The organism is Pseudomonas corrugata (assembly GCF_050920615.1).
GTDB classification, from domain to species: domain Bacteria; phylum Pseudomonadota; class Gammaproteobacteria; order Pseudomonadales; family Pseudomonadaceae; genus Aquipseudomonas; species Aquipseudomonas corrugata.
This window is the reverse complement of record NZ_CP130434.1, coordinates 2,078,210-2,105,035: the sequence shown is the minus strand read 5'-3', so window position 1 is coordinate 2,105,035 and position 26,826 is coordinate 2,078,210. Positions and strand designations below refer to the sequence as shown.

Below are 26,826 nucleotides of genomic sequence, written 5' to 3'. Positions count from 1 at the left end.
ATGTTTGCACTCGATCGCAACGCTGCGTGCGCTGCCGACAACAAATCAGCGTTCATTGATGACGCTGGCAAATACATCGGCACGTTCACCCGTGCCGAACTGGTGAAAGGTCAGACCGGATCTGTCGGCCTTGGCTTGACCTTTAAAACTGACGGCGGCAGTGAGGCCCAGTTTTACATCAACACCAGCTATCTGAAAGACGGGCAGATGCAGCAAAACAACGGTGGGGCCCAGACTGTCAGTGCGATTCTCGCCTGCTTGCGACTGAATGGCTCAGGAGATCCGGCGCCAGTGACAGTCGAGAAGTGGAATAGCGAAACGAAACAGCGCGAAAAGGTCCAGATACAAGGCTTCCCAGCGCTTATGAACAAGCCGATCGGGCTTCTCCTCCAGATGGAAATCGAGAAGACCAGCGAAAAAGGCCTACCGCGCCCAACCATCTACGCCCCCTTCTCCGCCGAGAGCGAGAAGACGGCAAGCGAAATTCTGAGCAAGGTGGCGACACCTGCAAAGCTGGAAAAAATGGTTCAGGCCGTGATGGCAAAACCGCTGATCGATCGCCGACCAAAAGGTCAAGTCAGCACCGATACCTACAGCCAATCACAAGACCAGTCTTCTCCACCCGATGATTGGGACGACATTCCATTCGATTGATTCGGAGATCGCTATGGTGGACACACTCATCCAGCTTGGCTATGACCGCCAAGCAGAACTGGAGGCTGCGAAAGCGGCCTTCTTCAATTCTGGCGGACAAGTTCGCCAGTGCGGACTCAGTGAAACCAGGCCAAAGCCGGTCAGCATGTGGAACTCATCAATCACCCGGCGCAAGGGTGCTCGTCGTGAGTTTGAGCAGAAGGAAAGCGAGCTGGCCCAAGTGATCCGCGACAATGCGACGGTGGCCACAGAGTACGGCTCGGTCCGACGCACTCCCGTCCAAGTCCGCGACAAGCTGAGGACGCTTGGGCACAAGCTCAATACCCCGCAGATTGAGCAGATTGCCGCGAAGTTCCTGATTGAACTGGCAGAGGGCGGATCGATTCGGTGAGACGTTTCCGCACCCAACAACGCAAACGACAGACCTGGCTGGACTTGCCGGCCAGTGGAATTGATGAGGTAGGCCATGGCAGCCGCGCAGAAAGAACGATCGGCAAAGACTGCGGCGAGGCGAAAGACTCGCGGCGAGGAGGAATTGCGACTCCACACCATGGCCGGCACCCGTCAGGCCTTGGCTGATCTCATGGCCTGGCACGGCATCGAGGAGCAGGGCGAGGCGATGACCTTGATGATTCACCACTTGCACGCCCTCGGCCCAGCAGTATCAGCGCAGTTTCTCGCACCACCGCGACACGAATACGTCATACCCGAAAACGTGTCGGCAAAGTTGCAGCTCGCCTACAACCGCGAATCCCTTCGCATCTGTCACGACGAATAACCACAAAAAACGCCGATCCCCCGGTGACGGGCCTGGCGTCATCCTGAGGAATACCCATGAAGCCCGAAATGATCACCCTGAAGTACGGCGACGCATCGATCAAGATGCCGACGTCATCCCTGGCAAAGCTGGCGATGGCAAGCGTCTTCGCACAGGTGCTACCGCCAGCGGCGAATGTTCAGCCAGTAGAACCCCTCTCCGTTCCCGCACTGGGTGAGTACTGGCCCGGCCAGGGCGGCTTGAATGGCGGATTCGTTCCGGCTCGCGGCAATGTCCCGGCGCACTACCTGATCTTCGCCAAGGCAGACATTGGCGAACACCAATGGGGCCCACGCAACACTGACCTGCCCGGTACCAGCAAGACTGACGGCAAGCTCAACACAGAGCTGATGTGCTTCGACGATAAAGACTATCCAGCGGCCAATGCCTGCGCCGAGTATGCGGCAGATGGGCACAATGATTTCTATCTGCCTGCGGCTGCTGAGCTGTACCAGGCCTGGGCCAATGACCTGATCAGTGAGGGTGTCTACTGGTCATCTTCGCAGCGCTCCGCCTACTTCGCATTCGGCATGTACTTCGTTGGTGGCAGTCAGAACCACAACGACAAGGGCAACGAGCTCCGTGTCCGCCCCGTCCGCAGATTCTTTATTTAATCCTTCATTCATCCGTTCTTGATCCGGCACCAGGGCGCAGAAGCGCCTTTTTTGTTGCCTTCGAAAAGAGGAAAGACCATGTCCGCAACAGCTCAAGCAGTACCCGCAGTGAGCCTCCCGACAATCGGCCAGGCCTATGGCGGCGGCTACGTCACTGGGATCACCCGCGACCCGGAAACGGGCAAGCGCTATCTCAACATCACCGCCGGCGCTCAGCATGAGCTGGTGGGCGCCTGGGGCAAGTACGGCGAGAAGATCGAGGGCGCCGACAGCTTCACCAACAGCCGGGCCAACACCGAAGCCATGGCCGCCGCTGGCAGCGAACTGGCTCAGAAGGTCCTGGCCCTGGATATCGGCGGCTTTACTGACTGGGCGATCCCGGCCCGCGATGTGCAGGAGCTGCAGTATCGCTACTTCAAACCGACCACCGAAGAGAACTGGCAGTACGGGCGCAGCGGTGACAACCCCAACAGCGAGCCGGTCGGCCTGCTGTACACCGAAGAGTCGCCAACCCAGACCAGCATCGAAGCCTTCCAGGAAGGCGGGCCTGAGGCGTTCCAGGATCGCGCCTACTGGTCGAGTTCGCAGCGCTCCGCCTACGGCGCATTCGGCATGGGCTTCGATGATGGCATTCAGTTCAACTTCGCCAAGTACAGCGAGCTCCGCGTCCGCCCCGTCCGCAGAGTTCTGACCGAAGCTTGTCCGTTCGAGGCTTAAATCAATGGCGACACATGAATCGCTAAAAGCCAGATCAGAGCGTGTCGGTGACTGCCTGATCTGGCGAGGCGGCTTGAATCCTGGCGGTTATGGCTACGCATGGCATGAAGGAAAGAATCGGGCGACCCATCGCGTTTCGTACGAGCTGAATATCGGCCCGATACCTGAAGGACTGGAATTGCTCCACTCTTGCGACACGCCATCTTGCATTGAGCCATCTCATCTGACCCCGGGCACGCATGCTGAGAACATGAAGGAAATGGCTGACCGAAAGCGTTGCAACCGCCCGACAGGGGAGTTGCATTCACTAGCCAGGCTTACCAAAGACCAGGCCGCCGAAATCCGAAGGCGCTACAAGCCTTACTGCCGAACCAACAGTAGTGGCGCAATGGCAAAGGAGTTTGGCGTTTCGCAGCGAACTGTCTGGGCGGTTATCACGGGTGAAACCTGGAAGTAACCGCCATCGCTCGCGTCGTATTGAAGCGCGGCAACAGCGTGAACTCAACGCTGACCAAGACCTACCAGAAGAAATAGCCCACAAACCCACTTCACGCCACCCTGGCGAGGCCAGAGGCTGCACGGAGGATCAATGAATGAGCTGGCTCTTTTCGCAGGCGCTGGTGGAGGAATACTCGGCGGCCACCTGCTCGGGTGGCGCACCGTCTGCGCCGTTGAGCGTGATGCCTACGCCGCACAAGTTCTGGCGCAACGACAAAACGATGGAGCCCTCCCAGCTTTCCCGATTTGGTCTGACGTGTGCAGTTTTGACGGAAGACCTTGGCGAGGCCTTGTTGACGTGGTTTCTGGCGGATTCCCGTGTCAGGACATATCAGCTGCCGGGACTGGCGCCGGCATCGATGGGTCTCGCTCCGGCCTTTGGCGCGAAATGGCGCGAATCATCGACGAAGTACGACCTGCAAAGGCGTACTTGGAAAACTCACCTCTGCTTGTGGGAAGAGGACTTGCCGTGGTCCTCGGTGACCTTGCCGAAATGGGGTATGACGCGCAGTGGTGCATTGTTTCAGCATCCGACTGCGGAGCGCCCCATCAGCGGGACCGCTGCTGGCTTGTGGCCCACGATAACCGTGCACGGCAACCACAATCAGCCTGGAAGCAGCATGAATGCCGGGCGGGGCCTGAGCAGCGCCGTGAAACAGTGGCCAGCGCCAACGGCAACACTGGCAACGAAAGGTGGCAGAGTGACCCCGCGCAAGAGCCGGGAAGGCGGAACGCTGATAGAGGCAGTATCAGCCAGGTCTTGGCCGACTCCGTGTGCGAGCGCGAGCAAAGGATCGTCACAGGCGAGCCTGACACGCAAGTCCGGCAAGAGCCGCGTGAACGATCGAATCGACCATGCGGTGATGGCCTCCGACGGTGGCCAGTTGAACCCGGAATGGGTCGAGTGGCTGATGAATTGGCCGATAGGTTGGACGAGTTTGGAGCCTCTGAACAATGAAGAATTCAAATTCTGGCAGGAAACAGGCGCAGCGAACCTTCGAAGCGAAGGAGTGCGAGACATGTGGTACGCAAAAGACCCTTCAGAGGCATCACAAGGACCGGAACCCGACGAACAATGCCCCGGAGAATGTGCAAGTGCTTTGTCAGGCCTGCCACAAAGCTATCCATGTAGCTGCGGGAGATTGGGGCCGAGGATCGATCAAGTTTGCCCAGTGCGAAATATGCCTGGTGGAATTCATGCCGAAGCGATCGAGACGGTCAACCCTTTGCGGGAGCCCTTCATGCCTGAAAGAAAAAGGAAGGCGATCGGCAGAGTTGCGATGGGCGTAGATTTCAGATCCGACCGAATTAAAGCCCTTGGCAATGGACAAGTTCCGCGAGTGGCAGCAACAGCATTCGCCATTCTCACCAGCAACGACTGACGCCGCATAACTCCCCCACTCCACCGCCCGGGCATGCCCCGGCAAGGACATAGCCATGCCCGCAGAAAACCGAAACCACCCGGAAGACCACGCCGCTATCGAGCGCCTCCACCAGCATTACGTCGGCAAGATCGAGCGGTTCTCAGATGACCTGATTGCGTTCCAGGACGAGGCCTATGCCATGGGTTTGGACCGTGGCAAGCAGATGACCAAGGGCGGGATCACGCTAGCCGCAAGCCGCGCCAACCGCCTGTACCTGGCCGGGCCGATGACTGGCTTCGAAGATTTCAACTTTCCCGCCTTCAACAAGATGGCCGCCGAGCTGCGTGCCCGTGGCTACGTCGTCGAAAACCCGGCAGAGCACGGCGTCGTGGAAGGTGCCGACTGGGCCGACTACATGGCCTATGACCTGACCCGCCTGGGCCTGTGCGGCCAGGTCGCGGTGCTGCCCGGCTGGGAAAACTCCAAAGGCGCCCGGCTCGAAGTGCACATAGCCCGCGAGCTCGGCATGCGGGTTGTGAATGCCCATGATCTGGTATCGATGGAGATTGCAGGATGAACAGTCAATGGAAACTGGTACCGGTCGAGCCGACCGAAACCATGGTTATCAACGGTTTTGAGTCGGTGCCGAACGAGTGCTTCACCGAAGATGAAGTCTGGGAGCAGTACCAAGAGATGAGCGGCTGTCAGCAAGCGGCGTTCCGCGCGAAGCTCTGCTGGGCTGCCATGGTTGGATCAGCCCCTGCCGCACCGGAAGCCGATGCAAAGTCGGTGTGCGATCACGCATGGACTGACGACGGCGAGTTCTTGCTGGTCTGCACCAAGTGCGGAACCCAAGAAAACCACGATCCGAAATGGCGCGACATGGAAAGCGCACCGAAGGATGGAACGCTGCTTCGCCTGCTGGTCGCCTTCGATGAGCATTCAACTGAAGATGCTGACGAAGCTCCGACCATTGGCGCGAACAACTTCGACAACGATGGCGAGGATGCCTGGTGTTTCGCGGGATGGTGCTGGACTCACGACCACTTCACGCAGGGCGTCGGCACACCTGTTGGATGGCTGCCGATGATCGAGGCCAGCGCCAGCACTGACAAACTCGACCGGGTCACAGCCGAGCGTGACGCCCTGCAGCAGCGCCTGAACGCAGCGGATCAGCGGATTGATGAGCTGACCCAGCGCAAGGCCGAGCCGGTGGAATGGGGTGCGCCGAAGACAGTTCGGCAGTTGATCCAACAACTCGAAACACTGGACCAGGAGCTACGCCCGCTGTCGATGCTGCGCGTGCCAGGCGATGTTTTCGAAGACGGCAAAGAGCGAACCCGCGCCGTTCACCTTTCCTTCTCTCACGAGCGTGTCGACGGCCAGTGGCTTGCGCCATTCAGCGGTGACGGCGAAAAGGTGCTGGCCTTCTGGTGCCGGACTGAGCGGCCCGCCACGGCGTTCGGCTTTCCCGTTGTGGTCGACCCGACCCTGGCGCCCAATGAAATGCGCTTGGTTCAGCCCGCGCCCCATCGCCCAGAGGATGCACCCATCAAAGGCATGATCGCAGCCCGCGGCGGCGAGTTCGCCATCATGATCGACGAGGCGAACGCCCACTACGGCTGGACATTCAAGAAGCATCCGGACGGCATGTGGGTGTCAGGCCGCAAGGCCACCGATGCAGAAATGCAGGCTGCACGTCAGTACGCGCGCCAAACAAACCAGCAGTAACCCCTCCCCCTTCAAAGTCAGCCGCTATAGCGGCAAGGACGAAGTCATGCCTGAAGAAATTGCGAAAGCCTGGCCGGACCACTACCGCTACATCGACACCATCGGCCCGGAAGGGCTCGAGGTGCACTGCATCACCTACCAGGTCATCGGCGAAACCGAGCAGTGCTACTACATCGGCGACACCCACACCTGCGACCTGATCAAGGGCCCGCAATACAGCTGGACCGCTGAGGCTATCAAGAAACGTCGCAAGCGCGTGCTGAAAGAGGGAGCTGAGTGGGGCCGTCGCTTCGCCTACACCGACAAGGCGTTGGCACTGCGCTCCTACAAGACACGCAAAGCCTGGCAGTTGAAGCATGCCCAGCTGTCGATGGAGCGAGCGAGGGCAGCTATCGGGTATTTCGGCAATACCCAGGTCGAAAGCGCGATACCGGACGCGGTCGTGGCCATCCCGAACGAATACATCCAAGGCTTGAACTGGGAAGACTATTGATGATCATCGACGACGTAATGACCGATAAGATCACCCTGCACGGCCTGGGCTTTGTGCAGGTTCAGCTCGAAGGCAATCAGCGCCTGCACGTGTGGCACCCAGAGCTGCCGCGCCGGGCATGCTTCAAGTACTCGGCGATCCATGACCACCGCTTCAACTTCACCTCCCGAGTGATCGTTGGCAAGCAGATCAATCACTGCTTTGAGTTGGAGCGGAGCGACGAAGGCGGCTTCGTTTTGTATCTGCATGAGGGCGCCCGCACACCAGGTGGCGGCAGGCCGTGGACTCCAGACGGCCGCGCCCACCTGATACCGGATGGCACGATAACCGTGGAAGCCGGCAACGACTACAACACTCGGGCATACCACTATCACCGCACAGAGCCTGGCGGCGATGGTCGAGTCGCCACGATCATGGCGAAGCGCGGCGAGTATTCGGAGGGCGCCCATTCGACCTGCGTCTACGGCGTTCAGCCAGACACCGACTTCGACCGGTACCAATGGTCGCCTGCTCAACTCTGGGAGGTCGTCAGCGATGTGCTGCTCGGCCAGAAGGTGATGCCATGACCGCAAACAAGGAGCGGCCGATCCTGTTCTCGGCGCCGATGGTGCGCGCCATCTTGGAAGACCGGAAGACGGTCACGCGGCGGGCCTGCAAGCCTCAACCGAGCGCCAACGCTCACACCACCTCCGCCGAAGGAAAACCAATGGGCGCATGGTGGGAGACCGGTAAAGACGTCAACCGCTGTCCATACGGCAAACCAGGCGACCGACTGTGGGTGCGCGAGGCTTGGGTAGCTGACGCACAGGTTGATGCGATAGCGCCGCGAGACCTGAGCCAAGGCGAGCCGATCCGATACCCGGCGGATGGGGCGGTCCGACAGACCGGATGCTCGATGCTCACGCCAGGGAAAGGCCGACCCTCTATACACATGCCGCGCTGGGCAAGTCGCATTCTGCTGGAGATCACCGCCGTCCGGATTGAGCGTTTGCAGGACATCAGCGATGCGCAAATCGAGCGCGAAGGTATTGATCTTGATGCGCTGACCGATGGCCAAGACCGGTACGACATGTGCCACGCAGGATCAGGCGTTGAAGGTCGCCCTACATTGCGAACGGCATGGCATGACCTTTGGGTATCCACTGGAGGCGACTGGGACGCCAACCCCTGGGTCTGGGTCGTCGAGTTCAAGAGGGTTCAGCCATGATCCTCCCCCTGCTCTACATGGCCTGGCTGGTGTACAGGGGGCCGAGGCCATGAATACCTATCGACACACCTTCGCGGCCGTCTGCCCTTCCGACGGCGAAACGATCCTCTACCGGCTAGAACTGCGATCAAACGCCATGATTCACGTCGAGCACATCAAGGCGGCGACAGCTCTGATCAAGACTGGCTGGCACGAACAGATCGCGGATCACCTATCCAGTACCTTGGGCGGCGATCAAACGATCATTGCCACGCACCAGGGCGTCGAGATTGAAACCGTGAGGCTCAGCGGATGATTCATTACCACGGCACGCCTGTCGGCGGTAAGCGCGAGGATGCCGCTAAGTTCTTGGCCGGCCGGCACGCCCTGGTACCGTTCCCACGCAAGGACGATCTCGGGATTGTCGCCGATGTGTGCAAGTCGTTCGTTTTCGATAACGGCGCGTTCACAGTGTGGAAGAAAGGCGGCCAAGTTGACGTCGACGGCTATACACGCTGGGTCGAAGACTGGCACCGACACCCCGGATTCACTTGGGCGCTCATCCCGGACGTCATCGACGGCGACGAGGAGGCCAACGACGACCTTGTTCGGCAATGGCCAGAGGAGCTTCGCGGCGTGCCTGTCTGGCACTTGCATGAATCGCTCGAGCGGCTGCGGCGGCTGGCGAGGTGCTGGCGAACAGTTGCCCTGGGCAGTTCTGGGCAATGGGCCACACCAGGCACTGGATCATGGTGGAAGCGGATGGGCGTCGCGATGGACGCTGTCTGCGACGACCAGGGACGACCGCTGTGCCGGTTACACGGACTGCGTATGCTCGACCCCGCAATCTTCCAGCACCTGCCCTTCGCCTCCGCCGACTCAACAAACGCGGCAGTGAACGGCGGCAGCATCAGCCGCTTCGGCATGTATGCGCCACCCACCGCCGGCCAGCGAGCAAACGTGATCGCTGACCGGATCGAAGCTCATAACAGTTCGCCGATCTGGCAACGAGAAGCCCAGGCCGAACTGGCCCTATAACCCCACTCCCCCTACATGCCTGCCGGTGAATGGCGGGCGAGGTATACCCAATGAAAAAAGAACAGTTGCCGGAACTGGCGGCTGCGGTCGCGCGCGCCATTGAGGCCGGGAAAGCAGCGGCGGTGGCTGCTCCTGACGACGGCGGCAGCGCCAACCTTGATCGCGTCTACCTCCGCGTCGGCCTGCTGCGCGAAAAGACGTTGCACGATGCAGGCCTTGAGGGATGGATGCAGTCCGCCAGCACATACCACGCCCGGGCGTTCCACCTCGGCGCTCCGTTTCCCGGCCAAGGCAACCGGCGCTACGCCGGCGTGCAGGCCATGTACAAATCACTGATCGCCGACGGCGTCGATTGCGGCGTCTGGTACCAGGTTGATTAACCCCATCACCACCTTCTGCCGCCACGCGCGGCATGGAGCACACCCATGACCATCACCAGGATCATCAAAGGCCCACACCGCTTTGGCGGTTATTGGTGGGTGGTCGCCGACTGCGGCGGTATCAAGCAGCACATGTCCTTTCGCACAGAGCAACAGGCACGCCAGGTTGCCGTTGGGCAAGACAGCGTAACCCTTCATTAAACGTCTGCCGCCGAGCGCGGCGCGGAGAACCACCATGGCAACAGCCGAAAAGCTGGGCGATGAGTCCGGCCACGACAAGGTCACCGAGAAGCGAATGGCCGAACTGTTGGGCACCACACCGAAAGCCCTGCAGCGCAAGCGAGAACGTAACATCATCCCCGCCAGCGTCTGGTCGAAGATCGACGGACGAATCATGTACAGCAAATGGAGGTATGACGAATGGCTAGAGAGCCAATGGAGCTGCCCACCGGAGTTGAGCTTGTCGGAAAGTCGATCCGGATCAGGTTCTCCTGGAACAAGAAGCGGCACTGCGAAACGCTCGCTCTGCCGCAAACCCCAAAGGGAATCGCAGCAGCCGAGGCTCTACGTGCTCAAGTGACGCAGCTGGCGAAGCTTGGCGCGCTGACGCCCGAGAAGTACCGGGAGCTGTTCCCGAACAGTCGAAGCGACTCGAATGGGCATATGCCGATCTTTTTCGATTATGCCCAGGACTGGCTGAACAGCCTTCAGATCGAAGACAGCACCCGCAAAAACTACCGCGGCACCATGCAAAACTACTGGGTCCCATACCTTGCCCAGTACCCGCTCGACAAAATCACACCGGTCCTGATACGCAAGGTCGTCAACGCGATTACTTGGACCTCGCCGATCCGCAGGAAGGGGGCCATCCGGCTTGTTACCGGGCTGCTATCCCAGGCCGTGAAAGACGAGTTGATTCTGAGGAATCCGGCGAACTCGATCCCGCCAACCAGGGTGATCAAGCGAGAGATCGATCCATTCAGCCGTGAAGAGGCGGATGATCTGATCGGCAAGCTATACGAAGTGACGAGTGGTCTACAGACCATATACGCGTGTTTTTTTGAGTTTTCTTTCTATACAGGAATGCGTCCAGGCGAGGCGATGGCCCTGCGCTGGAGCGAGGTTGATACGCGCTCGAGGCGCGCCAAGGTGTGCCGCATCAGGCTGTACGGCAAGATCAAGGAGAGGACGAAGACGAAGGTGTCTCGGGAAGTTTTATTGAACGATCGAGCGCTACAGGCACTCGAAAAAGCCAGACCTCTTACGGCGGCGCGCTCTGATTACGTTTTCGCGCCGGAAGGATCGGGTGAAAGATCAGAGCTGTACATCCGTTCCGAAACAGGGGCTAAGCGCTATTGGTTGGCAGCGCTGCGCAAGTCGGGCATTCGATATCGCCGGATGTACGACACCAGGCACACCTACGCAACGATGTGCCTGATGTCCGGAATGAACCCGGCATTCATCGCTGCGCAACTCGGACACAGCGTCCAAGTGCTGCTTTCAACCTATGCCAAGTGGATCAGCTCCTCGAGTGATTTTGCGGAGCTTGAAAAGCTGGATTTGCCGAAAAACGGTACAAAATTGGTACTTGATTCGAGGTAGATGCGCCTAGACCCAGCAAACACAAGGCCTTTTAGGATATGTGCGGATTAGCTGGAGAGTTACGTTTCGATCAACAACCTGCGGACCTTGCGGCCGTAGAGCGAATGACCCATCACCTGGCCCCTCGCGGCCCCGATGCGTGGGGTTTCCATAGCCAGGGCCCGATTGCCCTGGGCCACCGACGCCTGAAGATCATGGACTTGTCCGATGCCTCGGCCCAGCCGATGATCGACAATCAACTGGGCCTGTCCCTGGCCTTCAACGGGGCGATCTATAACTACCCGGAACTGCGCAACGAACTGGAGACATTGGGCTACGCCTTTTGCTCCGGTGGCGACACCGAAGTGCTGCTCAAGGGCTATCACGCCTGGGGCGAAGCGCTGCTGCCCAAGCTCAACGGCATGTTCGCCTTCGCCATCTGGGAGCGTGATGCCAAACGCCTGTTCATCGCCCGCGACCGTCTCGGCGTCAAGCCTTTGTATCTTTCCCGCACAGGCCAACGCCTGCGCTTTGCCTCGGCGTTGCCGGCACTGCTCAAGGGCGGCGACATCAGCCCGATGCTCGACCCGGTCGCCCTCAACCATTACCTGAATTTCCATGCCGTGGTCCCGGCACCTCGCACCCTGCTGGCCGGCATTGAAAAGCTGCCGCCTGCCACATGGATGCGGGTAGAAGCCGATGGCAGCATCGAGCAGAAAACCTGGTGGACCTTGCCCTATGGTCCCCGGCCAGATGAGCAGAACCTGTACCTGGAAGACTGGATCGACCGCGTGCTCGACAGCACCCGAGAAGCCGTCGCCATTCGCCAGCGGGCCGCCGTGGATGTAGGGGTACTGCTTTCCGGTGGCGTGGACTCGAGCATGCTGGTGGGGCTTCTGCGAGAAGTGGGCGTGGACGACCTGTCCACGTTCTCCATCGGTTTCCAGGATGCCGGCGGCGAACGGGGTGACGAGTTCCAGTATTCGGACCTGATCGCCAGGCACTACGGCACCCGCCATCACCAACTGCGCATCGACGAAAAAGAAATCATCGAGCAACTGCCGGCAGCCTTCCGCGCCATGAGCGAGCCAATGGTCAGCCATGACTGCATCGCTTTCTACCTGCTATCGAGGGAAGTGGCCAAGCACTGCAAAGTGGTGCAAAGCGGCCAGGGCGCCGACGAGTTGTTTGCCGGTTATCACTGGTATCCCCAAGTGGACGGCGCCAGCGATCCCTATGCGGCCTATCGCGCCGCGTTCTTCGATCGCAGCTATGAAGAGTACGCCGCCACCGTGCAGCCGAAATGGCTGACCGCCAACGACGCCGCCGGTGACTTCGTCAAGGAACACTTCGCTCAACCGGGCGCCGATGCTGCCGTCGACAAGGCCCTACGCCTGGACAGCACCGTGATGTTGGTGGACGACCCGGTCAAGCGTGTCGACAACATGACCATGGCCTGGGGCCTGGAAGCACGCACACCGTTCCTGGATTACCGGCTGGTGGAACTCTCGGCGCGGGTTCCGGCGAAATTCAAACTGCCCGACGGCGGCAAGCAAGTCCTCAAGGAAGCGGCCCGGCGGGTAATTCCCGGCGAAGTCATTGATCGCAAGAAAGGCTATTTCCCGGTGCCGGGACTTAAGCACCTGGAAGGCAACACCCTGGCCTGGGTCCGCGAATTGCTCCTGGATCCGAGCCAGGATCGCGGCCTGTTCAACCCGGCCATGCTCGACCGCCTGCTCACCGACCCCAACGGTCAGTTGACCCCGCTACGCGGCTCCCGCCTGTGGCAACTGGCGGCGCTGAACCTGTGGCTCAGCGAGCAAGGAATCTGATCGATGAAACCCCACACAACGGTTCACAACCAACGGCTGCTGCGCGGCCAGGCGCCTTCCTACGAACGCTTGCAGGCGCGCCTGGCCGTAGACGGCAGCGAACTGGGCGCCGCCCCGATTGCGGTGCATTGCGGCTGGGGCCGACTGCTGATCGGCCACACCTTCCCGGACCCGGCGACACTGGGCCGGGAGTTACTCAACGAACAACCCGGCGAACGTGACATTGCCCTGTACGTCGCGGCCCCCCAGCAGGTTCTGGGGCTGGAACCGGCGCAGTTGTTCCTCGACCCTTCCGACACCTTGCGCCTGTGGTTCAGCGACTATCGACAGGCCACACGGGTGTTTCGCGGCTTCCGGATTCGTCGCGCCCAGAACGACACCGATTGGCAAGCCATCAACCAGCTCTACCAGGCCCGTGGCATGCTGCCGGTCGATCCACAGCGCTTGACGCCACGTCATCAGGGCGGGCCGGTCTACTGGCTGGCCGAAGACGATGACAGTGGCGCAGTCATCGGCAGCGTCATGGGGCTCAATCACCAGAAAGCCTTCAACGATCCGGAAAATGGCAGCAGCCTCTGGTGCCTGGCCGTGGACCCGCAGTGTTCACGACCCGGTGTTGGCGAAGTGCTAGTGCGTCACCTCATCGAGCATTTCATGAGCCGCGGCTTGAGTTATCTCGATCTGTCCGTACTGCATGACAATCGCCTGGCCAAGAACCTCTATGCCAAGCTCGGTTTTCGTAACCTGTCGACGTTCGCCATCAAGCGCAAGAACAGCATCAATCAACCACTGTTCCTGGGGCCTGGACCCGAGGCCCAGTTCAACCCTTATGCGCGGATCATCGTCGAGGAAGCGCACCGCCGAGGCATCGAAGTACAGGTGGACGACGCCGAAGGCGGTTTGTTCACCCTGATCCACGGTAGCCGTCGGGTACGTTGCCGCGAATCCCTGAGTGACCTGACCAGCGCCATCAGCATGACCTTGTGCCAGAACAAGAGCCTGACCCATAAAGTCCTGAAGAACGCCGGCCTGAACCTGCCGGCACAACAGTTGGCAGGCAATGCCGATGACAACCTGGCGTTCCTCGACGAACACGAGCGGGTGGTGGTCAAGCCGCTGGATGGTGAACAGGGTCAGGGCGTGGCGGTGGACCTGCGCACCATCGAAGAAGTGCAGAGTGCCATCGAGGCGGCCCGGCAGTTCGACAGCCGGGTGTTGCTGGAAAGCTTTCACGAAGGGCTCGACCTGCGCATCCTGGTGATCAACTTTGAAGTGGTGGCGGCGGCGATCAGGCGGCCTGCGGAAGTCATCGGCGACGGCCAGCACACCATTGGTGCCTTGATCGAAGCCCAAAGCCGTCGACGACAGGCGGCCACCGGAGGGGAAAGCAAGATTCCGGTTGACGCCGAAACCCAGCGCACGCTGAGTGCCGCAGGGTATGACTACGACAGCGTGCTGCCGTCCGGTGAGCACTTGTTCGTACGACGCACTGCAAACCTTCACACGGGCGGCGTCCTGGAAGACGTCACCGACACCCTGCACCCGACCCTGGCCGATGCGGCGGTACGCGCGGCACGCGCCCTGGACATCCCCATGGTCGGCCTCGACCTGCTGGTGCCGGCTGCCGATCAACCCGAGTACGTGTTCATCGAAGCCAACGAACGCGCCGGCCTGGCCAACCACGAACCACAACCCACTGCCGAACGCTTTGTGGATCTGCTGTTTCCCCATAGTCAGGGGGTGGTCTGACACCCCCCATAGTGGACTGATCGTTCCCACGCTCCGCGTGGGAATGCCTCAAGGGACGCTCCGCGTCCAGATGACGCAGAGCGTCACCGGCTGCATTTCCACGCAGAGCGTGGGAACGATCGGATACGCAAACGTTCAGGAGTTTCCATGATCAGCAAAATCCCCGAACCGAATCTCGAATACCTGCAAAAAGTCCTGCTGGAAATGCTCGCCATCCCCAGCCCGACCGGCTTCACCGACACCATCGTGCGCTATGTCGCCGAACGCCTCGAAGAGTTGGGTATACCTTTCGAAATGACCCGCCGCGGCACGATCCGCGCCACCCTCAAGGGTCGCAAGAACAGTCCCGACCGGGCCGTGTCGGCCCACCTGGATACCATCGGCGCCACGGTGCGGGCCATCAAGGACAACGGTCGCCTGACCCTCGCGCCGGTGGGCTGCTGGTCCAGCCGGTTTGCCGAAGGCAGCCGGGTCAGCCTGTTCACCGACACCGGCGTGATCCGCGGCAGCGTATTGCCCTTGATGGCGTCCGGGCACGCCTTCAACACCGCCGTGGATGAAATGCCCATCAGTTGGGATCACATTGAATTGCGCCTGGACGCGTACTGCGCCACCCGTGCCGATTGCGAAACCCTGGGAGTGGGTGTCGGCGATTACGTCGCCTTCGATCCCCTGCCGGAGTTCACCGAGAGCGGCCACATCAGCGCGCGTCACCTGGACGACAAGGCCGGAGTCGCGGCGTTGCTGGCGGCGCTCAAGGCAATCGTCGACAGCGGCGAGGAGCTTCTGATCGACTGTCACCCCCTGTTCACCATCACCGAGGAAACCGGCAGTGGCGCAGCCGCAGCGCTACCCTGGGACGTCAGTGAGTTCGTCGGCATCGACATCGCGCCCGTCGCGCCCGGCCAGCACTCCAGCGAACATGCCGTGAGCGTGGCAATGCAGGATTCGGGCGGGCCCTACGACTATCACCTGTCACGACACTTGCTGAAACTGGCCAAGGAGAACGAACTGCCGGCACGCCGCGACCTGTTCCGCTACTACTTCAGCGACGCCCACTCGGCCGTCACTGCTGGCCATGACATCCGCACTGCCCTGCTCGCCTTCGGCTGCGATGCCACCCATGGCTACGAACGCACCCATATTGACAGCCTGGCCGCCCTCAGCCGTCTGCTCGGTGCCTATATCCTCAGCCCACCGGTGTTCGCCAGCGATGCGCAACCGGCCCAGGGGTCTCTGGACCGTTTCAGCCACCAGATCGAACACGATGCGCAGATGGAGAGCGATACCCGGGTGCCTTCGGTGGATAGCCTGGTGGGGCAGCGTTCGGATAACTGACAGAGGACTCTTGCTTTCCGGGGATTGCCATCGCGAGCAGGCTAGCTCCCACAGGGACGAGTGGCGTAGATCCACTGTGGGAGCGAGCCTGCTCGCGATGAGGCCGCAATAGGCACCGCAAATCCAAGGCTAGCCGCGAAGGTCCATAGGCCGTAGCATTTGCGACATTATCCAGCCGAGGTCCACCATGCTGATCCCCCACGACCAACTCGAAGTCGACACGCTCACTCGCCTGATCGAGGACTTCGTGACCCGCGACGGCACCGACAACGGTGACGACACTCCCCTGGAAACCCGTGTGCTACGCGTCAGACAGGCTTTGACCAAGGGCCAGGCGATGATCGTCTTCGATCCGGAGAGCGAGCAGTGTCAATTGATGCTCAAGCACGACGTGCCCAAACACCTATTTGACTGAGCACGCCTTGCGGGCGACCTGACTCTTCTTTCTCTGGATCTTTTCGTATATCTCGAAGCGATGAACATCTATGTGCCGCGGCGCTTCCACGCCAAACCGCACAGTGGTGCCGTTGACCGACAGCACACGAACGGAAATATCATCACCGATGGAAATCAGTTCACCCACGGCACGGCTTAGTACGAGCATGGTTCTTGTCCTTAAGAAGGTCTGAACCCTGACCATGCCCGGCCTGTTTCCTGTTCACAAGACACGGAGAAGAATTCAGTAAACCCCTACAAACAAGACTCTGAGAACTGAAGGAAACTTCCTGCAAGAACGGCTCGGACCGCGCCGTTTTCAAGGCCCCGAGAAACGAGGGCCGAACAGAATCACACTGGCGCCCAGCATGCAAAGCGCCACGCCGATCCAGTCGGAACCCAGCGGTCGTACCCGCTCCACCATCGCCAGCCAGGCTATGGAGGCGATGATGTAGATGCCGCCATAGGCGGCGTAGGCACGACCGGCATAGGTCGCTTCAGCGCGGGTCAGCAACAGGGCGAATACCGTCAGGCTGAGCACCGCCGGTGCGATCCACCAGGCGCTCTTGCCCTGGCGCAACCACATCCAGAACGCGAAGCAGCCAGCGATTTCGAACAGCGCAGCGAGAAAGAACCACAGATAGTTGAGCATGCAGTTGTCCATCAGGAAGGCCGGATGGCGTCATCCTGAGGACACTGCATATCAAGGTCAAGTCGGGTTCTGTCGGGCCTTGGCGCGCATCTTGTCGGCCATGGTGGTCATTTCGTCATACAGTAACTGCGGGTTCTTCTGCTTCATCGCCCAGGCCATGCGGCCCTGTTCGTGAGGCAGGATCATGAACTCACCCTGGGCCACCCGCTGGAAGATGTAATCAGCGATATCGGCGGCGGTGATGGGCGAGCTTTCCAGCAACTTGCCTACCTGGGCCTTCATGGCCGGGGTCGGACCACGGAAGGAGTCCAGCAGGTTGGTCTGGAAGAACGACGGACAGACCACATGCACGCCGACTTCCTGCTGCGCCAGTTCGACCAGCAGGCTTTCCGACAACGCCACCACTCCAGCCTTGGCCACGTTGTAGTTACTCATGGCCGGCCCCTGCATCAGTGCCGCCATGGACGCGATGTTAATGATCTTGCCGCGGCTCTTTTCCAGCAACGGCAGGAAGGCCTTGCACCCCTTGACCACACCCATCAGGTTGATCGCGATCTGCCAGTCCCAATCTTCCAGGGACAACTCACTGAAGAACCCGCCCGAGGCTACGCCGGCGTTGTTGACGATGATGTCAATGCCGCCGAGCTTCTCTTCGCAGGCCTGAGCGAACGCCGTCAGTTGACTGTAATCACGCACATCGCAGCGCTGGACAAAGCCGTCGCCGCCGGCATCACGCACCAGCCTGAGGGTTTCCTGAAGGCCTGGCTCACTGACATCCGACAAGGCCAGGCGCCAGCCTTCGCGGGCCCAGCGCAGTGCGATTTCGCGGCCCAGGCCCGAGCCGGCACCGGTGATCATCATGCGATTTTGCATAGGAAACAGCCTTGTTGTTCCGGGAGAGATGGGCCGAGTGTAGCGAAGGCGCCAGCGGGACCCACGCTCCATCAGATTGCTGAATGGCGGGGGCAAACCGTAATGGGTTGTGGAGGCCATGGCGAGGAAGCTTGCCCCCGCTCGGTTGCGCAGCAGTCGGACGATACTGGGGCCGCTTCGCCGCCCAGCGGGAGCACACTCCCTCGCCACAGGTTTTCTGGCTGCCTGGCACCAGGCTCTGTACGAAAAGCCTTGATACTCGTTCATGCTGCGTTGAAAACAGCCTCGGAATGCTCACGTATTCCAATATACCGCGCTTGCACGGCTGTTTTCGCCTTGCCTGACCTTCGTCTCAAGACTTTTCGTACAGTGCCTAAAAAACTTTGAATTTTTTACAGGACGTTACGGTCGGATTTAATAAGCCGCCCCGATTTAATGCAGCGTGCTGGCAGTTGAAAGTTCTATCACTCCAAAACTGACCAATAAGGAAATCAACAATGGGCACAATACTCATCATTATTCTGATCCTCCTGCTGATCGGCGGCCTGCCGGTCTTCCCACACTCCAGAAGTTGGGGTTATGGCCCGTCCGGCATCATCGGCGTAGTGTTAGTAGTGCTGTTGATACTGCTGTTACTGGGCAAGATATAAATCAATAGCCAAAAAAAGAGGCCTTTTTAAAAGGCCTCTTTTTTATGCGTCGTCGTTAATCAGTCCGGCTTGCCATCTACTACGCCGGCGGTGTTATCCAGCAGGCTCTTGGTAGCGGTTTGCAGGAACGATTCAAGTTGCAGCTTCATCTGCGCAGTGTCCTGCGCTTGCGGGATAATTTCCGCATGCGGGTTGGAACCCAACTCATAGCGGTACATCTTCGGTGCCATCTCCTTGTCTTTCGGCAGTACCAGGATCCTGTCGTCACGAATGATCGCTGTAGTCTGTTCGCTCCCCGACGGCTTGATCACACCAAAGCCGGCATCGCCTTGCGGCAGGTTCAACAGGTCACGGCCCCAGCACTGGTTGCGCACCTGTCCGCCGATCCGCCCCATGATGGTGGGGACGATGTCGACCTGGGTACCCACCGTGTGGTTACGCTGGCCGAATTTTTCCTGGATACCCGGACCGATCAACAGCATCGGTACGTTGAATCGCCCCAGGTCCATCTCGGTGATCTGGCGCTCGTTACCGAAACCATGGTCGCCGACTACGACGAACAGCGTCTCCTTGAAGTAAGGCTCCTTGCGTGCCTTCTCGAAGAACTGGCCCAGCGCCCAGTCCGAGTAACGCATGGCGGTCAGGTGTTCGTTGAGGCTGCCACGGTCGGTGACCCGCTCCACAGGCAGCGGGGTCGGCAGAGCATAAGGCGTGTGGTTGGACAGGGTTTGCAGCAACGCATAGAACGGCTTGCCGTTTTCCCGCGCCTTGAGCTCGATCAGGCCACGGTCGAACATGTCCTGGTCGGACACGCCCCATGTCGGATCGGAAAACACCGGGTTGACGAAGTCGTTTCGCCCGATGAAGTTGGTCATGCCCTGGTTGCTGAAGAAACCCGACTGGTTGTCCCAGGCGAAATCGCCGTTGTAGACATACACGTCGTCGTAATCACGGGCACTGAGCAACTGTGGCAGGCCCGACAGCTTGTGGCTGCCTTCCGGCGTCTGCATGAGGTATTCGAAACCGGGCAGGTTCGGAAAGCACGCCATGGTGGCGAACATGCCCTGGTGGGTATGGGTGCCATTGGAGAAGAAGCGGTCGAACAGCAGGCCCTCCTTGGACAGTTTGTCCAGGTAAGGCGTGATGTTGCCGGGTGCGCCCAGGGCGCCTACCGAGTGACCGGCCATGCTTTCCATGAGGATCACGACCACGTTCTTGATCGGCAGCGTCTTGTCGGCCGGCGGCGTGTAGTCGCGGCGCACGGCAGCAGTGGCGGTATCCACCAGCTTGTCGTCGGGCAACACCAGCATGTCGCGCACGGTTTGCTGCGCCAATGGCTGCTCGAGGGTGGCTTTCCAGATGTTGTCACGGTCTTCGGACATCCGGCTCTTGGCCGCCGTCACCAGCGACAGCGTGCCGTTGAGGCCCAACTGATTGGCGAAGTTCGAATCGGTGGTATAGACGTCACCCCAACGCAGCGGCGGCCCCTGACGCAGGGTGCCACGGGCCGCAACCACGGCCATCATCAGGCAGACGACGAACACCACTACTCGGCCGTACCACGGCGCGATCTGACGGGTACTGATGCTACCACCGCTGAAGGGGCCACGCGGACGGGTTGCTCGGTCTGCGCCCTTGAACGCCAGGCTCAGGATAATGGTGCCACCGGCCCAGGCCAGCAGGTAGCGCACCACCGGGAAACCGTACCAGAGCATGCTCATCACGGTTTTCGGGTCTTCCTTCACATACTGGAACACCAGACCGTTGAGGCGTTGGTGGAACTCACGGTAGAAGTCCAATTCCATCAAGCCCAGGAACAACGCAATGCTGGAGGTGACGGTCAGCCAGAAACGAAAGAAGCCGCGGGCCGCCATGGCGCGGACACTGAACAGCGCCAACAGCAGCGGAACGCTGAGGTAGACCACCAGGCGCAGGTCAAAACGCAGGCCGTTGGCGAAGGCTTCAACGAAAGTCGAGGCCGGGGTATCGAGGATCATCTGGCGGTTATAGACCAGCAGCGCCACGCGCAGCAGGCTGAACATCACCATCATCACCAGGGCGCAGAGCAATGTGTAGGCCAGGTGCGATTTGACGGTTGGTTGCAACAGGCGATGCGTGCTTCGCTGCTGACTCAGGGCGTCCGGAATTGCCATGTCGTTTGAGGACCCTATTGGAGTTGAAAGTGACAAAGTACCAAGGCACACCCTCCGCTGACCAAAGCCTGGCCCGGGGTTTGCGCAAGAGCGCAGATGTTGCACGAACGGCTACGGCATTGCCATTAAATAACCGGCGGCAATAAAAGCGCGGGAGATTGTCCGCAAGATTTTGTGAAAATTTTGTTCAATGAATATCTGGAAACACAAAATGCCTGAACCAACCTCAATATCAGGCCGCCCCTATTGTGGCGAGGGGATTTATCCCGGCTGGGCTGCGCAGCAGCCCCATCCCAGAAACCCAATCAGCCTGACACACCAAGTTGCAACTAGTGGGGCTGCTTAGCAGCCCAGCGGGGATAAATCCCCTCGCCACAAAAAGCCCCCTCAGCCAAATCAGTCGTTACTCGGCTTGTTGATCGCCTGCAACACGTACTGCGGCATGGCAAACGCACCGAGATGAATCTCAGGGTTGTAGTAGCGGGTGACGATGCCACTGCCGATGAACCGCTCGTGCAGGGTTTCACGGGAGAGTTTGCGGTATGCGCTATCGGTCGAGCCCCAGGCGAAGGTCATGGCGCCGCCGATGTAGGTCGGCACGGCAGCCTGGTAGAAATGCCAGTCGGCAAACAGGCCTCGTAGTCGGCCGGCGGTGGTCTGCACTTCGCCCAGTTGCATGAATGGCGTGCCGTTCTGAGTCACCAGGATGCCACCGTCGTTCAGGCAGCGGTGGCAAGCCTGGTAGAAGTTTTCCGAGAACAGCACTTCACCCGGGCCGATCGGGTCGGTGGAGTCGGAAATGATGACGTCGAACTTCTCCTGGGTGGTGGAGACGAAACGCATGCCGTCGTCGATCACCAGGTTCAGTCGCGGGTCGTCGTAGGCCCCCTTGGAATGGTTGGGCAGGAACTCCTTGCACATGTCTACCACTGTGCCATCGATTTCCACCATGGTGATGTGCTCGACGCTCAGGTGCTTGGTCACCTCGCGCAACATGCCACCATCACCGCCACCGATGATCAGCACACGCTTGGCCTTGCCGTGAGCGAGGAGAGGCACGTGGGTGAGCATCTCGTGGTAGATGAACTCATCGGCTTCGGTGGTCTGGATCACGCCATCGAGTGCCATCACTCGCCCCATGCGCGGGTTCTCGAAGATCACCAGATGCTGGTGCTCGGTACGCACTTCGTGCAGCAGCTTGTCCATCCGGAAACGTTGGCCGTAGCCTTCGTAGAGGGTTTCCAGGTAGTCGCCGGTCGGGGTGGTCGTCATGGTCAGGTGCTCCGATAGCTCACAAAGGCGCGCATTCTACGACGATGGGGATGACAGGTCGAACCTTGCAGGAGCGATGTAGGAACTGCCGAGCGAAGCGAGGCTGCGATCTGTGCCCAGACAATTGAGTCTCCAGCGAGAAGATCGCAGCCTTCGGCAGCTCCTGCAGGTCAGAGGAGCAAGCACTTTTCAGTGGAACTGGCGCCCCAATCCCCCCGGTACGCCTTCGATAGTAGTGTCTTCCCAAGGCCCGTTCGGACTGACGGAACGGCTCCAGCCGTTGTTCCAACGGTAGTAGGTGCGCTGACGGTAGAAGGTATTGGGCTGGTTATCCAGTACATAGACCCCAAGCTTGGCATCCCAGTGACTGTTGCCCCCGGGCGGCGGGGCGAAACTGGCAGACGTGCGCGGCAACGGCTTGGCCGGTTTGTTCGGAGTGACCGGTTTGCCTGGTGCGGTGGACGGCACCGGTTTGGTGGTCGGCCCCGAAGGCGGAATGGGTGGCAGCGGTGTCGAGGGCTCCGGCGGACGATGAACCGCACATGCGCTCAAGCCCAGGACGAGCGTCAGCAGAGTGATACGGGCGATGGCGGTCATGGTGCAGGTTCCTGTCATTGGTCCGGACTGTCGATGGTCAGTTGTTGCGGCGCCGTGGTACTGCTCGCCAGCGGTTGGCTGCGGCCGATCCACTCACCGGAAGTCGGCTGCCCGGCTCGGGAAATACGCGCCACCAGTTGGACTTCAGGGAAGTTCGACAGTTTCAGTTGCGGCATCATCGCGTCCGCGTCCCCCAGCTCGACGCTGACAGGCAGGTCGGCGACAGTCAGGCGCTTGGCCGCCAGCGGCGCAGGCGGGCCGGAAACCGCGCGGGCAAAGATGAATACACTGTCACCCGGCTGCACCTTGGCCTTGAGCGCAGGCGCCAGGTCGACACGTACCTTGAGCAGCGCGCCAGTCTTGGCCGCCGGAGCCTGAGTCACCTTGCCGCCGCTGGCTTGCAGCTTCTCGGTGGCGCGGGCAATGCCGCCTTGCAGCGCCTCGCGGGATTTGTCGCCCTCCGGCAGTTGCGCCAGCAGACGCCCCCAGTAATCAATCGCGTCCTGATAACGCTCGCCTTCAAAGGCAGCGATACCCAACAGGCCCAGGCTGGTGACTTCCTTGGGATCAAGCTTCAGGGCCTCGTCGGTCAAGGCCTGGACCTTGTCCGACCACTTCTTGCCATCGGCAAAATACTGCGCCTGGGCCCACTGCCCCAGCAGCTCGGGCTGCCGCCCCGCCACCGCCACGGTACGCTCGAAGATCTTCGCCGCATCCGCTGGCCGATCCTGTGCCATGTAGGTACGCCCCAGGAAATACAAGCCCTCGGCGGAATTCGGCTGTGCCGCCACCGCCCTTTCCAGGCGCCGGGTCATTTCTTCCATCGACTGCGGCGCCTGGGCGAATTCGCGGGTCAGTTCGACCTTGTCGCTCGCGCCGAAATGCAAGTACAGGCCCAGGCCCAGCACCGGCACCAGCACGGCGGCAAGAAACGGCAACGGTTTGCCCATGCGCGATTCGCGCGGCGTCTCGGCGCCCTCGGTATCGGCGAGCAGTTCCCGGGCGGCTTCGGCGCGTCCCGTATCCAGTTGCGCAGCGTTGAGCACGCCCTCCGCCTGCTCGGCCTGCAACTCGGCGACGCGCTCCTGATACAGCGCCACATTGAGCGCGGTACGGTCCTCCTCCCGCTGGGCGCGACGGACGCGCAGCACGGGGATCAACAGAAAACTCAGGGCAATCAGGAGAAGCAGACCTGCGGCGAGCCAGAAATCAATCATGCTTGGTGTTATCCAACAGTTGGTCGAGGCGCTGGCGCTCTTCGACGGAAAGCGTGTCCGGAGCGGCGGTTCGCTGCACCCGGCGGCGGCGCACGATCAGCGCGATGACGACGAAACCGCCGAGCAACAACCCGGCGGGGCCGAACCAGAGCAGCGCGGTCTTGGAGGACAGGGCCGGGTTGTAACGCACGAACTCACCGTAGCGGTCCACCATGAAGTCGATGATCTGCTGGTTGTCCTTGCCCTCGCCGAGCATGCGGAAGATTTCCTTGCGCAGGTCGGCGGCAATCGGGGCGTTGGAGTCGGCAATGTCCTGGTTCTGGCACTTGGGGCAGCGCAGTTCCTTGGTCAGCTCGCGAAACCGCTCGCGTTCGCCTTCGTTGGCGAATTCGTAGGTGTCGATGGCGGCATGGGCCACGCCCGCGAGACTCAACCCCAGGACGACGGCGGCTAACCAGCGCTTCATGGTTTGGCCTCGTCCACCAGAGCCTGGTACTTGGCGGCGAGTTTTTCGCGCCACACCTGCTCGTCGATCACACCGACGAACTTGTCACGGATGACGCCCTTGGCGTCGATGAAGAAGGTCTCCGGAGCCCCGTAGACCCCCAGGTTCAGGCCCAGGGAGCCCTCTTCATCACGAATGTCCAGTTGATACGGGTTGTGGAACTCGGCGAGCCATTTCAAGGCATCAACGTTGACGTCCTTGTAATTGACGCCGTAGATCACCACACCTTTCTCGGCCAGCTTATTCAGCACCGGATGCTCGACCCGACAGGAAATGCACCAGGTGCCCCATACGTTGACCAGTGCCGGCTTACCCAGCAGATCGGCGCGGGTCAGCGTCTTGTCGCCCTGCACTGACGGCAGGCTGAACTCCGGGAACGGCTTGCCGATCATCGCCGAGGGCAACTCGGACGGGTCCAGAAAAAGCCCCCGGTACAGAAAGACCGCCACCACCAGGAACAGCGCCAGCGGCAGTACCATCAACCAACGTTTCATGCAGTGGCTCCCGTCACACCCAGGGCTTCACGCACCCGGGTTTTCACCTTGACTCGATAACGCCGATCCAGCGCCGCCAGCGCCCCGCCCAGTCCGGTCAGCAGACCACCGAACCAGATCCAGCGTACGAACGGCTTGACGTGCACCCGCACCGCCCAGGCGCCATCGCCCAGGGATTCGCCCAATGCCACATAGAGATCGCGAGTAAACCCGGCGTCGATTCCGGCCTCGGTCATTACCGATTTCTGTACGGTGTACAGGCGTTTCTCGGGATGCAGCACCGCCACTTCCTGGCCGTCACGAGTGACCCGCACCGTGCCTTTATCGGAGGTGAAGTTCGGGCCTTCGAAATGTTTGGCGCCCTCGAAAACAAACTGGTAGCCGGCCAGGTCCATGGACTCTCCCGGCGCCAGGCGCAGGTCGCGTTCGGCGCTGTTCTGGCTGGACAACACCACGCCCAGGGCGCAGACGGCGATGCCCAGGTGGGCGACCTGCATGCCCCAGTAGCTGCGGGTCAGAGTCGGCAGGCCCTTGACCAGGCCTTTGTGACGGGTCTTGTCGAAGATGTCCCGAACTCCGGCCAGCAATACCCAGGCTGCCAGCACGAAGGTCGCCAGCACGGCCCAGTTGAAATCGCCATAAGCGATCCCGGCCACCACCGCCAGGGCGGCGGTGCCCAGCAGCACCGGCGTGAGCATGCCCAGCAGCCATTTGACCGGCGTGTCTTTCCAGCGCACCAGTACACCGACTGCCATCACCACCATCAGGATCGCCATCAGCGGAATGAACAGGGCGTTGAAGTACGGCGGCCCGACCGACAGCTTGGCCCCGGAGAGCGCATCGAGCACCAGCGGGTACAACGTTCCCAGCAGGATCATCGACGCGGCCACCACCAGCACCAGGTTGTTGCCCAGCAGCAGCGTCTCCCTGGACCAGAGGTTGAAGCCAACCTGGCTCTTGACCACTGGCGCCCGCAGGGCGAACAACGTCAGCGAGCCGCCGACCACGAACAGCAGGAACATCAGGATGAACACCCCGCGCTCGGGGTCCGAGGCGAAGGCATGCACCGACGTCAGCACGCCGGAACGCACCAGGAAGGTCCCCAACAGGCTCAGGGAGAATGCGGCGATGGCCAGTAACACGGTCCAGCTCTTGAACACGCCACGCTTTTCCGTGACCGCCAGTGAGTGAATCAGTGCCGTGCCCACCAGCCAAGGCATGAACGAGGCGTTTTCCACCGGATCCCAGAACCACCAGCCGCCCCAGCCCAGTTCGTAGTAGGCCCACCACGAACCGAGGGTGATGCCAATGCCGAGGAAGGCCCAGGCGACGATGGTCCATGGACGCGACCAGCGGGCCCAGGCAGCATCGAGGCGACCGCCCAGCAACGCGGCGATGGCAAAGGCGAACGCCACGGAAAAGCCGACGTAGCCCATATAGAGCATCGGCGGGTGAACGATCAGGCCGATATCCTGCAACAGCGGATTGAGGTCGCGGCCATCCATCGGCATCTGCGGCAGGATCCGTTCGAACGGGTTGGACGTGACGATCAGGAACAGCAGAAAACCGGTGCTGATCATGCCCATTACCGCCAGCACCCGGGCCAGCATCACCTGGGGCAGTTGCCGGGAGAACACCGAGACGGCGAAAGTCCAGCCGGCGAGAATCAGGGCCCAGAGCAGCAGCGAACCTTCATGGGCACCCCACACCGCACTGAACTTGTAGTACCAGGGTAAGGCGCTGTTGGAGTTGCTCGCGACATAGGCCACGGAAAAATCATCGGTCATGAAGGCGTAGGTCAGGCAACCGAAGGCGAACACCATGAAGGCGAACTGGCCCCATGCCGCCGGCTGGGCCAGGCTCATCCACAAGCGATCGCCGCGCCACGCACCGAGCAGCGGCACCACGGCTTGCACCAGCGCCAGGCACAGCGCCAGGATCATCGCCAGGTGGCCCAACTCGGGAATAAAGATGCCAGTGTTCATC

At 60.7% G+C, this 26,826-nt stretch carries 33 protein-coding genes; 23 read left to right on the top strand and 10 right to left on the bottom strand.

All coding sequences use genetic code 11. The features are described 5' to 3' along the window. The 22 genes from QZH45_RS09550 to QZH45_RS09445 all read left to right on the top strand — a co-directional run bounded on the left by QZH45_RS09550 (position 1) and on the right by QZH45_RS09445 (position 16,407). Positions 1-654 carry a hypothetical protein gene (locus tag QZH45_RS09550; RefSeq protein WP_432783685.1) on the top strand — a complete coding sequence of 218 codons (654 nt, stop codon included), beginning with the start codon at positions 1-3 and terminating at the stop codon, positions 652-654. Between the two features lie 13 nt (positions 655-667). Beyond that, a complete protein-coding gene (locus tag QZH45_RS09545) occupies positions 668-1,045 on the top strand; it encodes a hypothetical protein (RefSeq protein ID WP_432783684.1) in 378 nt (125 codons plus the stop codon). Positions 1,046-1,120: 75 nt separating this feature from the next. Beyond that, positions 1,121-1,432, top strand: coding sequence for a hypothetical protein (locus QZH45_RS09540; protein WP_432783683.1), 312 nt, complete (start codon positions 1,121-1,123; stop codon positions 1,430-1,432). Between the two features lie 56 nt (positions 1,433-1,488). Beyond that, positions 1,489-2,085: a DUF1566 domain-containing protein gene (locus QZH45_RS09535; RefSeq protein WP_432783682.1), complete on the top strand. Its 597-nt coding sequence runs from the start codon at positions 1,489-1,491 to the stop codon at positions 2,083-2,085. A gap of 78 nt (positions 2,086-2,163) precedes the next feature. Beyond that, the gene (locus QZH45_RS09530; RefSeq protein ID WP_432783681.1) at positions 2,164-2,802 is read left to right on the top strand and encodes a DUF1566 domain-containing protein; all 639 of its coding nucleotides are present in this window, start codon (positions 2,164-2,166) and stop codon (positions 2,800-2,802) included. 4 nt (positions 2,803-2,806) lie between these two features. Continuing rightward, positions 2,807-3,259, top strand: a complete 453-nt coding sequence (locus tag QZH45_RS09525; protein ID WP_432783680.1) for an HNH endonuclease signature motif containing protein — start codon at positions 2,807-2,809, stop codon at positions 3,257-3,259. 132 nt (positions 3,260-3,391) lie between these two features. Continuing rightward, a complete protein-coding gene (locus QZH45_RS09520) occupies positions 3,392-4,258 on the top strand; it encodes a DNA cytosine methyltransferase (protein ID WP_432783679.1) in 867 nt (288 codons plus the stop codon). A gap of 283 nt (positions 4,259-4,541) precedes the next feature. Next, positions 4,542-4,682: a hypothetical protein gene (locus tag QZH45_RS09515; RefSeq protein WP_432783677.1), complete on the top strand. Its 141-nt coding sequence runs from the start codon at positions 4,542-4,544 to the stop codon at positions 4,680-4,682. A gap of 55 nt (positions 4,683-4,737) precedes the next feature. Next, the gene (locus QZH45_RS09510; protein ID WP_432783676.1) at positions 4,738-5,241 is read left to right on the top strand and encodes a DUF4406 domain-containing protein; all 504 of its coding nucleotides are present in this window, start codon (positions 4,738-4,740) and stop codon (positions 5,239-5,241) included. Then, entirely contained in the window at positions 5,238-6,395 is a 1,158-nt protein-coding gene (locus QZH45_RS09505; protein ID WP_432783675.1) for a hypothetical protein, read from the top strand. Before QZH45_RS09510 ends, QZH45_RS09505 begins: the two co-directional genes overlap by 4 nt. Before the next feature lie 46 nt (positions 6,396-6,441). Beyond that, positions 6,442-6,888, top strand: a complete 447-nt coding sequence (locus QZH45_RS09500; protein WP_432783674.1) for a hypothetical protein — start codon at positions 6,442-6,444, stop codon at positions 6,886-6,888. Next, positions 6,888-7,454, top strand: coding sequence for a hypothetical protein (locus tag QZH45_RS09495; protein ID WP_432783673.1), 567 nt, complete (start codon positions 6,888-6,890; stop codon positions 7,452-7,454). The genes QZH45_RS09500 and QZH45_RS09495 overlap by 1 nt, the downstream gene beginning before the upstream one ends. Then, entirely contained in the window at positions 7,451-8,095 is a 645-nt protein-coding gene (locus tag QZH45_RS09490) for a hypothetical protein (RefSeq protein WP_432783671.1), read from the top strand. The genes QZH45_RS09495 and QZH45_RS09490 overlap by 4 nt, the downstream gene beginning before the upstream one ends. Before the next feature lie 49 nt (positions 8,096-8,144). Further along, positions 8,145-8,390, top strand: a complete 246-nt coding sequence (locus QZH45_RS09485; protein WP_208554812.1) for a hypothetical protein — start codon at positions 8,145-8,147, stop codon at positions 8,388-8,390. Continuing rightward, positions 8,387-9,112 (top strand): hypothetical protein, encoded by a 726-nt coding sequence (locus tag QZH45_RS09480; protein WP_208554813.1) that lies wholly within the window; start codon positions 8,387-8,389, stop codon positions 9,110-9,112. The genes QZH45_RS09485 and QZH45_RS09480 overlap by 4 nt, the downstream gene beginning before the upstream one ends. A gap of 50 nt (positions 9,113-9,162) precedes the next feature. Beyond that, positions 9,163-9,492 (top strand): hypothetical protein, encoded by a 330-nt coding sequence (locus QZH45_RS09475; protein ID WP_432783670.1) that lies wholly within the window; start codon positions 9,163-9,165, stop codon positions 9,490-9,492. A gap of 45 nt (positions 9,493-9,537) precedes the next feature. Then, on the top strand, positions 9,538-9,693 hold the full coding sequence (locus tag QZH45_RS09470; RefSeq protein ID WP_432783669.1) for a hypothetical protein: 156 nt from the start codon (positions 9,538-9,540) through the stop codon (positions 9,691-9,693). 219 nt (positions 9,694-9,912) lie between these two features. Then, the gene (locus QZH45_RS09465) at positions 9,913-11,094 is read left to right on the top strand and encodes a tyrosine-type recombinase/integrase (protein WP_432783668.1); all 1,182 of its coding nucleotides are present in this window, start codon (positions 9,913-9,915) and stop codon (positions 11,092-11,094) included. Between the two features lie 38 nt (positions 11,095-11,132). Beyond that, positions 11,133-12,905 carry an N-acetylglutaminylglutamine amidotransferase gene (locus tag QZH45_RS09460; protein WP_053193668.1) on the top strand — a complete coding sequence of 591 codons (1,773 nt, stop codon included), beginning with the start codon at positions 11,133-11,135 and terminating at the stop codon, positions 12,903-12,905. A gap of 3 nt (positions 12,906-12,908) precedes the next feature. Next, a complete protein-coding gene (gene ngg / locus QZH45_RS09455) occupies positions 12,909-14,654 on the top strand; it encodes an N-acetylglutaminylglutamine synthetase (protein ID WP_024778702.1) in 1,746 nt (581 codons plus the stop codon). Positions 14,655-14,801: 147 nt separating this feature from the next. After that, positions 14,802-15,992, top strand: a complete 1,191-nt coding sequence (locus tag QZH45_RS09450) for an osmoprotectant NAGGN system M42 family peptidase (protein WP_024778701.1) — start codon at positions 14,802-14,804, stop codon at positions 15,990-15,992. A gap of 187 nt (positions 15,993-16,179) precedes the next feature. Then, positions 16,180-16,407, top strand: a complete 228-nt coding sequence (locus QZH45_RS09445) for a YheU family protein (protein WP_024778700.1) — start codon at positions 16,180-16,182, stop codon at positions 16,405-16,407. Here QZH45_RS09445 and csrA read toward each other — a convergent pair. The 3 genes from csrA to QZH45_RS09430 form a co-directional block, all read right to left on the bottom strand. After that, positions 16,396-16,596, bottom strand: coding sequence for a carbon storage regulator CsrA (gene csrA, locus QZH45_RS09440; protein ID WP_024778699.1), 201 nt, complete (start codon positions 16,594-16,596; stop codon positions 16,396-16,398). The genes QZH45_RS09445 and csrA overlap by 12 nt on opposite strands. Before the next feature lie 150 nt (positions 16,597-16,746). Next, positions 16,747-17,079, bottom strand: a complete 333-nt coding sequence (locus QZH45_RS09435) for a YnfA family protein (RefSeq protein ID WP_024778698.1) — start codon at positions 17,077-17,079, stop codon at positions 16,747-16,749. A 57-nt stretch (positions 17,080-17,136) separates the two neighbouring features. Continuing rightward, on the bottom strand, positions 17,137-17,952 hold the full coding sequence (locus QZH45_RS09430) for an SDR family oxidoreductase (RefSeq protein ID WP_024778697.1): 816 nt from the start codon (positions 17,950-17,952) through the stop codon (positions 17,137-17,139). 497 nt (positions 17,953-18,449) lie between these two features. On the opposite strand from QZH45_RS09430, the gene QZH45_RS09425 reads away from it, so the two are divergent. After that, positions 18,450-18,602 carry a DUF3309 family protein gene (locus QZH45_RS09425; protein WP_018606531.1) on the top strand — a complete coding sequence of 51 codons (153 nt, stop codon included), beginning with the start codon at positions 18,450-18,452 and terminating at the stop codon, positions 18,600-18,602. A 59-nt stretch (positions 18,603-18,661) separates the two neighbouring features. On the opposite strand, the gene QZH45_RS09420 is transcribed toward QZH45_RS09425, so the two are convergent. From QZH45_RS09420 to QZH45_RS09390, 7 genes are all read right to left on the bottom strand, one after another. After that, a complete protein-coding gene (locus QZH45_RS09420) occupies positions 18,662-20,755 on the bottom strand; it encodes an LTA synthase family protein (RefSeq protein WP_024778696.1) in 2,094 nt (697 codons plus the stop codon). 396 nt (positions 20,756-21,151) lie between these two features. Further along, positions 21,152-22,027 (bottom strand): polyamine aminopropyltransferase, encoded by an 876-nt coding sequence (gene speE, locus QZH45_RS09415; RefSeq protein ID WP_024778695.1) that lies wholly within the window; start codon positions 22,025-22,027, stop codon positions 21,152-21,154. Positions 22,028-22,216: 189 nt separating this feature from the next. Further along, positions 22,217-22,624, bottom strand: a complete 408-nt coding sequence (locus QZH45_RS09410) for a hypothetical protein (protein WP_024778694.1) — start codon at positions 22,622-22,624, stop codon at positions 22,217-22,219. 14 nt (positions 22,625-22,638) lie between these two features. After that, on the bottom strand, positions 22,639-23,841 hold the full coding sequence (gene ccmI, locus QZH45_RS09405) for a c-type cytochrome biogenesis protein CcmI (RefSeq protein WP_024778693.1): 1,203 nt from the start codon (positions 23,839-23,841) through the stop codon (positions 22,639-22,641). Continuing rightward, positions 23,834-24,307, bottom strand: a complete 474-nt coding sequence (locus QZH45_RS09400) for a cytochrome c-type biogenesis protein (protein WP_024778692.1) — start codon at positions 24,305-24,307, stop codon at positions 23,834-23,836. Before QZH45_RS09400 ends, ccmI begins: the two co-directional genes overlap by 8 nt. After that, complete coding sequence (locus QZH45_RS09395) at positions 24,304-24,840, bottom strand: DsbE family thiol:disulfide interchange protein (RefSeq protein WP_024778691.1); 537 nt, start codon at positions 24,838-24,840, stop codon at positions 24,304-24,306. The genes QZH45_RS09400 and QZH45_RS09395 overlap by 4 nt, the downstream gene beginning before the upstream one ends. Next, complete coding sequence (locus QZH45_RS09390) at positions 24,837-26,825, bottom strand: heme lyase CcmF/NrfE family subunit (protein ID WP_024778690.1); 1,989 nt, start codon at positions 26,823-26,825, stop codon at positions 24,837-24,839. The genes QZH45_RS09395 and QZH45_RS09390 overlap by 4 nt, the downstream gene beginning before the upstream one ends. Between the last annotated feature and the right edge of the window lies 1 nt (position 26,826).

Coding starts and splice junctions, on each gene's coding strand:
- ngg (WP_024778702.1), top strand. CDS start 12,909: ATGAAACCCCACACAACGGTTCACAACCAACGGCTGCTGCGCGGCCAG.
- QZH45_RS09485 (WP_208554812.1), top strand. CDS start 8,145: ATGAATACCTATCGACACACCTTCGCGGCCGTCTGCCCTTCCGACGGC.
- QZH45_RS09495 (WP_432783673.1), top strand. CDS start 6,888: ATGATCATCGACGACGTAATGACCGATAAGATCACCCTGCACGGCCTG.
- QZH45_RS09500 (WP_432783674.1), top strand. CDS start 6,442: ATGCCTGAAGAAATTGCGAAAGCCTGGCCGGACCACTACCGCTACATC.
- QZH45_RS09505 (WP_432783675.1), top strand. CDS start 5,238: ATGAACAGTCAATGGAAACTGGTACCGGTCGAGCCGACCGAAACCATG.
- QZH45_RS09395 (WP_024778691.1), bottom strand. CDS start 24,840: ATGAAACGTTGGTTGATGGTACTGCCGCTGGCGCTGTTCCTGGTGGTG.
- QZH45_RS09545 (WP_432783684.1), top strand. CDS start 668: ATGGTGGACACACTCATCCAGCTTGGCTATGACCGCCAAGCAGAACTG.
- QZH45_RS09540 (WP_432783683.1), top strand. CDS start 1,121: ATGGCAGCCGCGCAGAAAGAACGATCGGCAAAGACTGCGGCGAGGCGA.
- QZH45_RS09420 (WP_024778696.1), bottom strand. CDS start 20,755: ATGGCAATTCCGGACGCCCTGAGTCAGCAGCGAAGCACGCATCGCCTG.
- QZH45_RS09550 (WP_432783685.1), top strand. CDS start 1: ATGTTTGCACTCGATCGCAACGCTGCGTGCGCTGCCGACAACAAATCA.
- QZH45_RS09410 (WP_024778694.1), bottom strand. CDS start 22,624: ATGACCGCCATCGCCCGTATCACTCTGCTGACGCTCGTCCTGGGCTTG.
- QZH45_RS09435 (WP_024778698.1), bottom strand. CDS start 17,079: ATGCTCAACTATCTGTGGTTCTTTCTCGCTGCGCTGTTCGAAATCGCT.
- QZH45_RS09465 (WP_432783668.1), top strand. CDS start 9,913: ATGGCTAGAGAGCCAATGGAGCTGCCCACCGGAGTTGAGCTTGTCGGA.
- QZH45_RS09490 (WP_432783671.1), top strand. CDS start 7,451: ATGACCGCAAACAAGGAGCGGCCGATCCTGTTCTCGGCGCCGATGGTG.
- QZH45_RS09510 (WP_432783676.1), top strand. CDS start 4,738: ATGCCCGCAGAAAACCGAAACCACCCGGAAGACCACGCCGCTATCGAG.
- QZH45_RS09460 (WP_053193668.1), top strand. CDS start 11,133: ATGTGCGGATTAGCTGGAGAGTTACGTTTCGATCAACAACCTGCGGAC.
- ccmI (WP_024778693.1), bottom strand. CDS start 23,841: ATGATTGATTTCTGGCTCGCCGCAGGTCTGCTTCTCCTGATTGCCCTG.
- QZH45_RS09425 (WP_018606531.1), top strand. CDS start 18,450: ATGGGCACAATACTCATCATTATTCTGATCCTCCTGCTGATCGGCGGC.
- QZH45_RS09430 (WP_024778697.1), bottom strand. CDS start 17,952: ATGCAAAATCGCATGATGATCACCGGTGCCGGCTCGGGCCTGGGCCGC.
- QZH45_RS09480 (WP_208554813.1), top strand. CDS start 8,387: ATGATTCATTACCACGGCACGCCTGTCGGCGGTAAGCGCGAGGATGCC.
- QZH45_RS09525 (WP_432783680.1), top strand. CDS start 2,807: ATGGCGACACATGAATCGCTAAAAGCCAGATCAGAGCGTGTCGGTGAC.
- QZH45_RS09515 (WP_432783677.1), top strand. CDS start 4,542: ATGCCTGAAAGAAAAAGGAAGGCGATCGGCAGAGTTGCGATGGGCGTA.
- QZH45_RS09520 (WP_432783679.1), top strand. CDS start 3,392: ATGAATGAGCTGGCTCTTTTCGCAGGCGCTGGTGGAGGAATACTCGGC.
- QZH45_RS09535 (WP_432783682.1), top strand. CDS start 1,489: ATGAAGCCCGAAATGATCACCCTGAAGTACGGCGACGCATCGATCAAG.
- QZH45_RS09470 (WP_432783669.1), top strand. CDS start 9,538: ATGACCATCACCAGGATCATCAAAGGCCCACACCGCTTTGGCGGTTAT.
- QZH45_RS09475 (WP_432783670.1), top strand. CDS start 9,163: ATGAAAAAAGAACAGTTGCCGGAACTGGCGGCTGCGGTCGCGCGCGCC.
- QZH45_RS09445 (WP_024778700.1), top strand. CDS start 16,180: ATGCTGATCCCCCACGACCAACTCGAAGTCGACACGCTCACTCGCCTG.
- QZH45_RS09390 (WP_024778690.1), bottom strand. CDS start 26,825: ATGAACACTGGCATCTTTATTCCCGAGTTGGGCCACCTGGCGATGATC.
- QZH45_RS09530 (WP_432783681.1), top strand. CDS start 2,164: ATGTCCGCAACAGCTCAAGCAGTACCCGCAGTGAGCCTCCCGACAATC.
- csrA (WP_024778699.1), bottom strand. CDS start 16,596: ATGCTCGTACTAAGCCGTGCCGTGGGTGAACTGATTTCCATCGGTGAT.
- speE (WP_024778695.1), bottom strand. CDS start 22,027: ATGACGACCACCCCGACCGGCGACTACCTGGAAACCCTCTACGAAGGC.
- QZH45_RS09450 (WP_024778701.1), top strand. CDS start 14,802: ATGATCAGCAAAATCCCCGAACCGAATCTCGAATACCTGCAAAAAGTC.
- QZH45_RS09400 (WP_024778692.1), bottom strand. CDS start 24,307: ATGAAGCGCTGGTTAGCCGCCGTCGTCCTGGGGTTGAGTCTCGCGGGC.